This window comes from Membranihabitans marinus (assembly GCF_021729155.1).
GTDB classification, from domain to species: domain Bacteria; phylum Bacteroidota; class Bacteroidia; order Chitinophagales; family Saprospiraceae; genus Membranihabitans; species Membranihabitans marinus.
On record NZ_JAJQYA010000005.1, the window covers coordinates 180,270 to 191,974 of the forward strand.

The following is an 11,705-nucleotide window of genomic DNA, read 5'->3' on the forward strand; positions in this document are numbered from 1 at the left end:
ATTGATTGATTTGTAGGTTGATAATGTAAAGTAAATAAAAAAAAACTTAAAAAACAATTAGTCCTTTTTTGAGTTTTTGACGACTTGTTAGTATTCAATGAGCAAAAAACTAATGTGTGAGTAAACTTAGATATTTCGAACTTTATAAAAAATTTATCAATAACACGATCACTGTATCTGAATATAAAATATTCATACATTGGGTTAAGCAAGAAGAGAATCAATTTGTGGTGAAGGAATATATGGCAGAGCTGTGGGAAACGGACCTAAAAGATAAAGATCTGCAGCCTAAAACTTGGAATGAATTTTTATCCCAAATTGATATGCCTTCTAATTCACCCCAAGTTGATCAAGTTAACAAGAAATATTTTATACCAGTTATGCGCTGGGCGGCAGCTATTTTGCTTTTAGTCGTCATGGTCTATGGTGTCAGTCAATTGTTATTTAATGACGATAAAATATATTCCACGGATTTTGGTGAAACCTTAACTATTGATCTAGATGATGGAAGTAAAGTCATTCTCAACGCCAATTCTACATTGGTTTGGGATGAAAACTGGCAGCGTAAAGGATTGCGTAAAGCAGAATTAATTGGAGAGGCATATTTTGATGTTCAACATATGGAAGGAGAGGTGAAATTTCAGGTTGAGACCGAGGATTTAAAAGTCAATGTCCTGGGGACAACTTTTAATATCAATAACCGACGGGATGAAACCGAGGTGGAATTAAAAACAGGGAAAATTGTATTGGATCTAAAAAGCGAGGAGCAGGCTCAATTGGAAATGGCTCCGGGAGATAAAATAGATTTCTCCGTCATGAAGGATAAATTAGTTGTTACACGTAATAAAACTAAAGCTGCCGAAGATCTTGATTGGGTGAATGGGGTATTGAATTTCGAAGATGTATCGGTTTCTGATATGTTTACAGAGATTGAGGATTTATATGGTAAAAAATTCCTTGTGGTCGATAAAAGTTTACTTGAGCGTCGGATGTATACCAGTATTCCTTTCTCAGATTGGCCTTTGGTTTTACAAACCATAGAAATTTCATTAGGAGTTAAGATAGAAGAAAATAATAATGAATTGAAGATTAAAAAAATAAGTAAGGAGGAATAGTTTGGCGACAGCCTCCTTACTCATATTAAAAACCCTTTAAATAGATTTTGCTATGAAATTAAATTTATTTACTCAAAATAGAGTAATGATTCCCATTATTTTATCATTTTTTATAGCCATGCAGCTGCCTCAAGCAGCTCCCATGGAGGCATATCGTGATAATGATATTGCATTTACGGAGGCTATTAAGGATATCAGCAAGCGTTTTGATGTCTACTTTACCTTTGATTTGGCTTTGGTTCAAGGTCTTAAGGTAGATCAGGAATATACTGAAGTATCTGATGTGACAGAAGCTATTGATTTGTTATTGAAAGATACTGATTTGAAGTTTCAAATCTTGCAAAAACGTTTTGTGATCCTTTATAAAAATGATGCTGAAGGATTGAAGTCCATGGAGGATATGATTAAGCATATGGAAGGCATTATGCAGCAGCAGAAGGAAGTTGTACGTAGACAAACAGCTAAAGTTGTCCCTCTTTCAACCCAGACACTCATGGATATATATAACAAGCGTTTGGTGGTTAATGTGACAGGTAGGGTTGTGGATCAGACTGGTCAACCTTTAGTAGGAGTTAACGTCTTAGTCAAAGGAAGAGATAAAGGTACAGCGACAGATTTTGATGGAAAATTTTTGTTAGAAGATGTAGATGAAAATGCAGTATTGGTCGTGTCATATATAGGATATCAAACTCAAGAGATTGCATTAATGGGTAAAACAAACATTGAAGTGGTATTGCAATCAGATTCTGAGTTGTTGGATGAAGTTGTGGTTGTGGGCTATGGTAAGCAAACTAAAAGGGAAGTAACTGGTGCAATTTCTTCCATTTCATCAGAAGAGCTTGGAGAAATTCCAACGGATGGTTTTGCAAGGGCATTATCGGGCAAAGTCGCTGGTGTGCAGATACAGCAAACTACGGGTGCCCCTGGTGGGAATATGAATATAAGAATTAGAGGAACGGGTTCAATTAATGCGGGTAACGATCCACTGTATGTAATTGATGGATTTCCTGTAGAACAAGCTAATATAGGTGGAGTTGATCAAGGGACGAATCCTTTGTCTTCAATAAATCCCGATGATATATTATCAATAGAAATTCTGAAGGATGCCGCAGCAGCATCGATATATGGTTCAAGGGCAGCAACAGGTGTTGTCTTAATAACTACCAAGCAGGGGCAAGAAGGTAAAGCCAGAATTAATTTTAATGCTTCTTTAGGGACTCAATCTGTTATTAATAAATTGGATTTGATGAATGGGGATGAATTTCTTGACTTAGTTCGAGAAGCTTACGCAAATGCAGCTAATACCAATGATGTTGGTCTCCTTCCTCCTCAATTTTTATCAAATGAGGCTCAATATAGAGGCGTAAATACAGATTGGCAAGACCAAATATTTAGAAATGCACCAGTAGCTAATTATCAATTATCTGCTTCTGGTGGCAATGAAAAGATGAATTATTATTTGTCTGGTGGGTATTTAAACGAGGAAGGGATAGTTAAATCTTCAGGATTTGAAAGATATTCCTTGAGAGTCAATGTACAATCAGAGTTAAATGATAAATTAAAGTTAGGAGTAAATCTAACACCTACCTATTCAGTTTATGATGAGGTTAAGGCGGAAGGTCATTGGGCAAATGGCGGTGTAATTAATATAGCTGAAATTCAATTTCCATTTTTGCCATTAGAGTCCAATATGGAATCTTTTGTAGATAACGATGCGACCTTGCGGTGCTGTAATGTTACGAATCCTTTATTAAATATCGAACACTATGATGGAAAGAGTTCTCAATTTAGAACAATTGGTAACGGATATTTAGAATTTGAATTAATTAAAAACTTAGTTTTCAAAACCAGCATAGGTGGAGATTTTTTAACCTTTAATAGGAGTGAGTTTATTCCCAATATTATAACTCGAAATTCAGAGGATGATTTTTCAAATACTAATTCTTTCTTTCAAACAACATGGTTGAATGAGAATACCTTGAATTATAAAAAAGATATAGGTGGGCATAAATTTAATTTTTTAGGTGGATTTTCATATCAAAAATTTGATCAAAACAATACAAGTATAGAGGCGAGAGGCTATTCTAATACTATTGTGAAAACAATCAATAGTAATTCCAATACTATATCAAATGCTATAACTAGTATACAAGAATGGTCCTTGGTTTCATTATTTGGAAGAGTAAATTATAACTATGATAATAAATATTTTTTGACAGCATCTATAAGACGAGATGGGTCTTCAAGGTTTGGAGCAAATAATAAATATGGTACATTTCCATCGGTTTCTGTTGGATGGTCAATTCTTGATGAAGCTTTTTTACAACAGGCAAAAAATTTAAGTGAATTAAAGTTAAGAGCTAGTTATGGTATTAGTGGTAATAATAGAATTGGAAATTATGCTGCTTTAGGATTGTTACAGCCTAATACTTACGTCTTGGGACAAGGTACAGGAAGCAGTGTGAGTGGATTTAGTCCCTCTTCAATTGCCAATCCTGACCTTACTTGGGAAACAACTAGTCAATACAACATTGGGATGGAAGTAGGTGCTTTTAATGATCGATTATTTTTTAGTGTAGATTATTATAATAGTGAAACTGATAATCTCCTATTAAATGTACCTATTCCTACAGTGTCTGGTTTTACTTCTGCTTTGCAAAACCTAGGGGCGATACGAAATTCGGGAGTTGAATTTTTATTTAAAGGAAATATAATTAATACTGACGATTTTGATTGGACAACTAATTTTAATATTTCTTCTAACAAGAATGAAGTTCTGAAATTAGGGGAAGAAGGAGATCCTATTATTTCTGGAGGGGCTATAGGAGGAATACATATTACAGAAATAGGAGGTGAATTGGGTGCTTTTTATTTGTTGGAACAAGAAGGAATATTTCAAACACAAGAAGAAATTGAAAATTCTGCCACATGGAATATTTCAAGAGGTACTTGGCCAGGAGATGTGAAATATAAGGATAATAACAATGATGGAGTAATAGATGCAAACGATAGAGTGGTTGTTGGGTCTCCTTTCCCTGATTTTATTTGGGGGTTGAGTAATTCCTTTAAGTATAAAAATATTGATTTAAATGTGGTTTTAAATGGAGTACAGGGCAATTCGGTTTTACATATTAATCGTCGATTTATTGAAAATCTTGAAGCCAATCAAAATCAGCTTGCTGTTGCAGTAAATAGATGGAAATCACCAGAGGAACCCGGAAATGGTATAGTTCCTAGAGCCAATTCAACTACAAGTGGGAATAATAACCAGGCCTCTACTCGATGGTTAGAAGATGGATCTTTTATAAGAATACAGAATATTACATTAGGCTATAATGTTACTGGAGAGGTTTTGTCTAAGTTAAATGCAAGGAGTTTGAGATTGTATTTAGGAGCAAATAATTTGGCTTATTTCACTAAATATTTAGGGTATAATCCTGAAGTAAGTTATCAAGGGGGATCTGCCCTTAATCCAGGTGAGGACTATGGTTCTTATCCTTTGGCTAGAAGATTTACTTTGGGTATTAAATTAGGGATTTAAAAAAAGATAAAATGAAAAAATTAATATTAATTTCTATTACGATATTTTCTTTATTGAGTTGTAACGAAAGTCTTAATATTGCACCTGCATCTCAATTAAGTAATGATAATTTTTATCAATCAGAAAATGATTTTATTGCAGCCATTAATTCTGCATATAATACTTTGAGATCAGGCGGTTTGTACGGTGATGTGATATTGTTTGGCGACATTCGAGCAGACATTGGTCGGCCTTCAGTTTCAGGATCCGTTACAACAAGGTCTGACATCGATGAATTTTCAGTTAATTCCACTAATTCAGAAATTCAAGGAACTTGGCAAGATGGATATAGCGGAATTAATCAAGTGAATAATATTTTGAACTTAATCGATGAAGCTGATATTGATGCGGATATAAAATCTAGAATAAAAGGTGAGGCTCACTTTATACGAGGCCTAATATATTTTTATCTAGTGCGTTTATTTGAAAATATTCCTATAGTCAGAGTGCCTATATCTCCAGCGGAATCTACAACCATTCCTCAGAGTAATGCAAACGAAGTATATGAGCTTATTGAATCAGATTTTGAATTGGCGGTGCAATTGCTGCCGACATCGTATGATTTGGAGAAGGGAAGGGCTACTTCGATAGCTGCAAATGGTATTTTGGGGAAGGTGTTACTTACCCAAAATAAGTTTCAGGAAGCTAAAGAAGTACTAATGAAAGTTGTAGGTTTTGAGGGCCAGTTTGTTGAATTGGAACCAAATTTTATGGATGTTTTTGATATTGGTAATGAATACAATTCCGAAATAATATTCGCGGTTAGATGGACCAATGATGGACAAAATGGAAATGGATTTAATTATTCATTTAGAAATATAAATCAGCCTAGTCTGAGAATTGAAGAGGCTTTTCATAATTCATTTGAGGTGAATGATATTCGAAAAGCTGCAACGGTAGATTCAACTTCTTCATTAATTTATCTGCTTCAAAATAAATATCCAGAAGCGAATAATGGGCAAGGAGAAAGTGATTGGCCTGTATTGAGGTATGCAGATGTGCTGTTAATGTTGGCAGAGGTTGAGAATGAATTAGGCTATCAATCATCTGGTGTGGCTTTTGAGTATTTAAATAGGATTCGTAATAGAGCTGGTTTGGATGATTTAAATTCAAATGATTTGCCAGATCAAAATTCATTTAGATTGGCTGTTGAGAATGAAAGATTACATGAACTTGCTTGTGAAGGTCATCGATGGTTTGATTTGGTGAGGACAAATCGATATGTTGAAGTATTAACCGAAAAAGGTTATTCAGTAAATGATTATCAAAAAATATTTCCAATCCCTCAAAGAGAAATCGATAATATCAATGATGAATCAATCCTTAAGCAAAACCCAGGTTATTAATTTTTAAACTAAATACTTTTTAATATTGAATCTCAGTATTGTTGGGTTTTATAGAGTAGTTAAATAATTGTATTTTGTATATAAATGGCTATTCGGTTTTTTATAGCTGAAATCAAGAATGTATTGGAAGCTTTTGGTGTTGAGTTCAATTATTTATAACTAATTATGGGCTTTTTAATTGGTGTTTTTTTCATTGTTTATTTTCGATTGAGAAATTTTTTTAATATGATAGGTGGATTTTTAAGGCAGTTTTCGATTTTATTGTTACTGTTAATTTCGATACCTGTTTTTGCACAAATTGATACGAATTTTCATTATTTAGGCTTCGATGATTTTGTTGATGTTGGCGAAAATTGGCAAGAGATTAGCAAAATCTTTTGGGGATTTGGCGATTATTCAAATGTAGAAATGATGGAAGAAGGGGATGGTGTTTTAGTAAATATTCCAACTTCAGAAGATAAATCTCATTTGATAACAGAATCCACTTTTGGTGACATAGAATTGTCCTTGGATTTTATGATGGCTCATCAATCCAATTCAGGCATTTATTTAATGGGGCGTTATGAAGTTCAATTATTTGATAGTTGGAGGAAGATATTTCCCACCTATGCTGATTGCGGAGGTATATATCAGAGATGGGACGATAATCAAGAATTTAATAAAGGATACGAAGGTGTACCTCCATTATTGAATGCTTGTCGTGCTCCTGGGCTTTGGCAAAATTTGAGGATCTTATTTAAAGCACCACGGTTTGATGAAAATGGAATTAAAATTAGTAATGCAAGGTTTGTTAAGGTTTATTTAAATGATATATTAATCCAAGATGAAGTGGAAATATCAGGTCCTACGCGGTCTACCTATTTTAAGAATGAGGAAGCATTTGGACCACTGATGATTCAAGGAGATCATGGTCGGGTGGCGATTAGAAATTTAAAATATAGAGAGTTGGAAATAATTGATACTGTATTGGATCGTACAGTAGTAGATCCCATTATTTTAAGACCTCTACAAGAACCTTATATTCTTAGAAGCTTTCTAAATTATAAAGATGAAAAATTGCCTTATGTGGTGTCTGTTGGTTATCCAAATGGGGTTAATTATTCTTTTGATACTCGTCAAGGAAGTTTGCTTCAAGTTTGGCGAGGTGATTTTGTGGAAACCACAGGAATGTGGCATCGCCGCGGAAATTCACAAGTAGCCAAACCATTGGGAAGTGTAGTTCACTTGTCTGATGAACCCCATTTGTATATTTTGGATAATATTTATCAACCATGGGTTGATAAATATGAATTAGATTATCTCAAAATGGAAGGATATATGTTGGATGAAGATCGAGATCCTACATTTAAATTCAGGCTAGCCGATATAGAAATTAGTGATAAAATCAATCCCTTAGAGGACCAATCAGGATTACATCGCAGGATTCAAGTTGACTCTAGTCTCGAAAATCTTGTTTGTCGACTTATATCTGGGGAAATTATTGAGAAAATAAATAATAAACTTTACCGCGTTGATGACTCTTATTACATTCAAGTAGATGATAGATATACTATTCATTTGGTGGAATTCGATCAAAAAATGGAATTGAGAGTGATGATGCAGGTGTGTGGAGGGGATTTAGAATATAAAATTATCTGGTAATATGAAAGCGATTAGACGGAGAAAATACCTCAATCGAATGTTGTTAAAAACGCGATGTGTTTTTTGTATAATTGTGATTTGTATATTTGGTTTTTCTGTATATGCGCAGCAAAAGTCTAGAGATACAATTTACTATCCTAAAGAAGAAGATTATTATCATCTTCAATCTTTGGAAATACCGCAAGATATTGTATTAGAAGTTAGTGGTTTGGCGCTATTGCCCAATGATAAATTAGCAGTATGTACAAGGAGAGGAGAGGTTTGGATTATATCGAATCCGTATAAAAAAGGAGGTACTTCTCCAAGCTACTTTTTGTTTGCTCGAGGATTACATGAACCTTTGGGGTTGGCTTATCATCAAGATGATTTATACGTCACTCAACGACAAGAATTAACTAGATTACGAGATTTTGATGGGGATAATAGAGCAGATGAATATAAGACCATCCATACTTTTCAACTCACAGGGAATTATCATGAATATGCCTATGGGCCGGTTTTTGATAAAGAAGGAAACATGATTGTTACTTTGAACTTAGGTTGGATTGGTGGTCAGATGGTGAGTAAGGTAAAGTGGAGGGGGTGGATGGTTAAGATTACTCCAGATGGGGAGTTATTCCCTATTGCAGCAGGTATGAGGTCGCCGGCAGGATTAACTATTGATGGGAAAGGAAATTTATACTATTCAGAAAATCAAGGGGGATGGATAGGTTCAGGTTGGTTTAATGAGGTTGAAATTGGTGATTTTGTTGGGCATCCTGCATCCTTGGTTTGGTCTAGTGAAGAAAATTCACCAGTTAACCTTGAAGTAGATGATATTCCCGATACAGGTAGTCCGATGTTTGAAGTAGCCAAATCAGTCGAAGGACTTAAATCTCCTACTGTGTACATTCCTCATGCTGTATTAGGGGTGTCTACTTCTGATATTTTACCCTTAGAAGAAAATTTTATGGGGCCTTATAAGGGGCAATTTTTAATTGGAGACCAAGGCCAGAGTATAATTAATCGAATTTTTGTTGAGGAAGTGAATGGCGTAAAACAAGGTGTTGTTTTTCCATTTCTTAGTGGTTTTTCTTCAGGTGTGATGAGGTTAGAATTGGGGAGAGATGGTAGTCTATTCGTAGGTATGACAGCAAGAGGATGGGGTTCAATAGGTGGAGAACTATACGGCCTACAACGTGTAATATGGAATGGAGATGTACCCTTTGAAATGAAGGCTGTTCGTGCTCAATCGGATGGATTTGAAATTGAATTTACCCATCCAGTGGATATAGCTACGGCACGTGATGTTGCATCATATCAAATGCGTAGCTTTACTTATAAGTATCATCACAATTATGGAAGTCCCATCATTGATTCTAAATATGCTAAAATTAAAGCTATTGAAATTTCACCGGATCGAATGAAAGTTAGGCTGGTTCTCGATGAAATGAAATTAGGCTATATTTATGAAGTGAGTTTGCCTGGTATTGCTTCTCATGATAGGTCGGCTTTGTTGCATAGTGTTGGTTATTATACATTAACCGAATTGCCCAAAATGAGGAAACTAATGATTACATCAGACAATCGAGTAATTCCAAATGATGTTACGTTGTCAAATGCAGATGTAAAGTTAGTGGGACCTAGTTCTGGTGAAGGAATTGAAAAGAATGACAAAGTCGAAAATATAGAATTGTTATTGAACAAATATACCTGTATTTCTTGTCATCATAAATCTGATAAGAGAGTGGGTCCTTCATTTGCGAATATTGCTAAGCGGAATTATTCCATAGACAAGTTAATTGATTTGATTAAAAAACCACAACCGAGTAATTGGCCCGAATTTGCCACCCCTATGCCTCCCATGTCACATATTCCTGATCATGATTTGGAGAAGATAGCTAAATGGATTCGTTCTTTGGAGCAATGAGATTGAGAATAAGCCGCGAGCATTTTCTTGCTTTTTTGCCTAAAGGATTGTTATTATTTAGCCCAATTTGAATTTGTTTAAAAGGGGGATAAAGATCAATGTATTTTACAGCATTTCAACTAGGAGAATCAGAATAATATAATGCATATTTGAATTGAGTTGTGATCGAAGTATTTTCAATGCTTGATGGAGGTGGTTTTTAACAGTATTGGGGGACAAGCCAAGTTTGTGTGCGATACGATCATTGGATAGTCCGTCCTTTTTGCTAAGGGTTACGATTAATTTTTGTTGGGGAGTTAGGTCGTGCACCAATTGTTCAAATAAATGATGATAGTGTTCATTTTGGATTTGTTGTTCGATCTCTGGTTTTTGCTGGAATATACCTAAATTATCCTTTTTCCAAGCTTCAATTAGTTTTTCTCGATAGTCTTTTTGGTGAGCTGCTCTTCGTAGATGGTCAATGACCATTCGTTGAGCCTTCCAGAATATATAGTTATTGATATCCCGAATTTCGTCGAGTTTTTCTTCATTCTTACAAAGCATATAGAAAAGATCCTGAGTGAGATCTCCTGCCAATTCACGATTTCCTAAACTACTAATGAAAAACCCAAACACCTTGTCTCGGTAGGTATTGAATATGGATTCAAGAGATGAGTTTTTCATAATTTCCTTCACATTTTTTAGTTAAAAAATTAATGTGGTGAAAGAACAATATTAATATAAAAAAGATGAATAAAAAAATAAAATAATTAGTATCCTATCTTTTCTGAAACGTCATATCTAATAACGTGTAGGTGAAAAATGCCATGACGTCATTGTTATTGATTAAGGCTAATTATCTAATATTTTATACGGAAAATGTGAAAAGTGGGTGATGAATTTTAAGAATAATAAATAATAAAAAAATAAAAAATTAGTATTCCGCTTTTTCTGAAACGTCTTATATACTAACAGATGCATAAAAACCTTATTGAAAAGGTTAATGATTTATGCTAATAATATAAATTTTAATATAGTGTCACAAGAAGAAAGAATAAAGTTTTTATACCAAAAATATATTGATAGAACCTGTAGTGATGCAGAGTTGGAGGAATTGTTTGATTTGCTAAAAAGCGAAGAAAATATCCATAAGGTTAGGTCGGTTCTTCAAAATAACTGGGGTAGTAATAACAGAGTGGAAGAACTTACAACGCTGGATTGGGATACTTTTTTGAAAAAAACCGATCAAAAGAAATCTAATAGTAATTCATCTCCTTTGAAAAAGAAACATTGGATGACTCCACTATCCATCGCTGCAGGACTGCTTTTGATCGTAGGTTTGGCGGCTTGGTTTTGGCTGCACAGGGAGGTCATTGTAATTTATGAGACTGGATATGGAGAGGTAAAAGAAATACAACTAAACGACAATAGCTATGTCCGCTTGAATGCCAATTCCAAAATGTACTGGGATGAGAACTGGGCCTTTAGGAGTCATAGAAAAGTTCAAATTGAGGGCGAGGCCTTTTTTGATGTAGCTCATCTAAATGGGAATCAATTCTTGGTGGAAACCCCGGATCTGACGGTTCAAGTTACAGGAACCACTTTCAATGTGTCCAATCGCAGAGAAAAGACAGAGGTCTTTCTCGAATCAGGCAAGGTCTTTCTTCAATTGAATCCAGGGACAGAGTCGGATATTTTGGCTTTTGATAAAAAGAAATTGATGAAAGCGAGCCTGGAAATGGTGCCTGGAGACCAATTTACTTATTCTAGTACAACAGAAGAGATTGTACAGCATGACAATCGAACCATCGAACAGGTGGCATCTTGGAAAACGGGTTCACTGATATTTAAAGACATACCTCTAAAAGTAGTTTTTCAAGAACTAAGTGACGTTTACGGAAAAAAATTCGCTGTTCAAGACTCGAGTTTACTTGAGAAGAAAATTGATGCAGCTTATCCTTATTCTGATTGGAAGACGGTAATTAAGTTAATGAAGTTGACAATAAATAGAGAGATGTTGGAAACAGAAAATGTAGTTACAGTAAAATAGTGACAGGGGAAAAATTGAAAAGCTGTTCGCGCAGCTTCATGTTTTAATTTAAAAACATATTCAATTTCCCCCAATCACAGCATTA

General features: G+C 34.7%; 7 protein-coding genes. 6 read left to right on the forward strand and 1 reads right to left on the reverse strand.

Annotation, left to right across the window (positions count from 1 at the left end; genetic code table 11):
• Nucleotides 1–116 precede the first annotated feature (116 nt).
• The 5 genes from LVD51_RS05415 (at nucleotide 117) to LVD51_RS05435 (ending at nucleotide 9,591) form a co-directional block, all read left to right on the forward strand.
• Nucleotides 117–1,115 carry a FecR family protein gene (locus tag LVD51_RS05415; protein WP_236970179.1) on the forward strand — a complete coding sequence of 333 codons (999 nt, stop codon included), beginning with the start codon at nucleotides 117–119 and terminating at the stop codon, nucleotides 1,113–1,115.
• Between the two features lie 52 nt (nucleotides 1,116–1,167).
• Nucleotides 1,168–4,656: a SusC/RagA family TonB-linked outer membrane protein gene (locus tag LVD51_RS05420; RefSeq protein WP_236970180.1), complete on the forward strand. Its 3,489-nt coding sequence runs from the start codon at nucleotides 1,168–1,170 to the stop codon at nucleotides 4,654–4,656.
• An 11-nt stretch (nucleotides 4,657–4,667) separates the two neighbouring features.
• Nucleotides 4,668–6,041 (forward strand): RagB/SusD family nutrient uptake outer membrane protein, encoded by a 1,374-nt coding sequence (locus LVD51_RS05425; RefSeq protein ID WP_236970181.1) that lies wholly within the window; start codon nucleotides 4,668–4,670, stop codon nucleotides 6,039–6,041.
• 225 nt (nucleotides 6,042–6,266) lie between these two features.
• Nucleotides 6,267–7,682 (forward strand): 3-keto-disaccharide hydrolase, encoded by a 1,416-nt coding sequence (locus LVD51_RS05430; RefSeq protein WP_236970182.1) that lies wholly within the window; start codon nucleotides 6,267–6,269, stop codon nucleotides 7,680–7,682.
• A 1-nt stretch (nucleotide 7,683) separates the two neighbouring features.
• Entirely contained in the window at nucleotides 7,684–9,591 is a 1,908-nt protein-coding gene (locus LVD51_RS05435; protein ID WP_236970183.1) for a DUF7133 domain-containing protein, read from the forward strand.
• Between the two features lie 105 nt (nucleotides 9,592–9,696).
• Here LVD51_RS05435 and LVD51_RS05440 read toward each other — a convergent pair whose 3' ends face one another.
• Nucleotides 9,697–10,254: an RNA polymerase sigma factor gene (locus LVD51_RS05440; protein WP_236970184.1), complete on the reverse strand. Its 558-nt coding sequence runs from the start codon at nucleotides 10,252–10,254 to the stop codon at nucleotides 9,697–9,699.
• Between the two features lie 352 nt (nucleotides 10,255–10,606).
• Between LVD51_RS05440 and LVD51_RS05445 the strand changes: the two genes are divergently transcribed.
• Complete coding sequence (locus LVD51_RS05445) at nucleotides 10,607–11,620, forward strand: FecR family protein (protein WP_236970185.1); 1,014 nt, start codon at nucleotides 10,607–10,609, stop codon at nucleotides 11,618–11,620.
• Nucleotides 11,621–11,705 lie beyond the last annotated feature (85 nt).

Coding starts and splice junctions, on each gene's coding strand:
- LVD51_RS05420 (WP_236970180.1), top strand. CDS start 1,168: ATGAAATTAAATTTATTTACTCAAAATAGAGTAATGATTCCCATTATT.
- LVD51_RS05435 (WP_236970183.1), top strand. CDS start 7,684: ATGAAAGCGATTAGACGGAGAAAATACCTCAATCGAATGTTGTTAAAA.
- LVD51_RS05440 (WP_236970184.1), bottom strand. CDS start 10,254: ATGAAAAACTCATCTCTTGAATCCATATTCAATACCTACCGAGACAAG.
- LVD51_RS05425 (WP_236970181.1), top strand. CDS start 4,668: ATGAAAAAATTAATATTAATTTCTATTACGATATTTTCTTTATTGAGT.
- LVD51_RS05430 (WP_236970182.1), top strand. CDS start 6,267: ATGATAGGTGGATTTTTAAGGCAGTTTTCGATTTTATTGTTACTGTTA.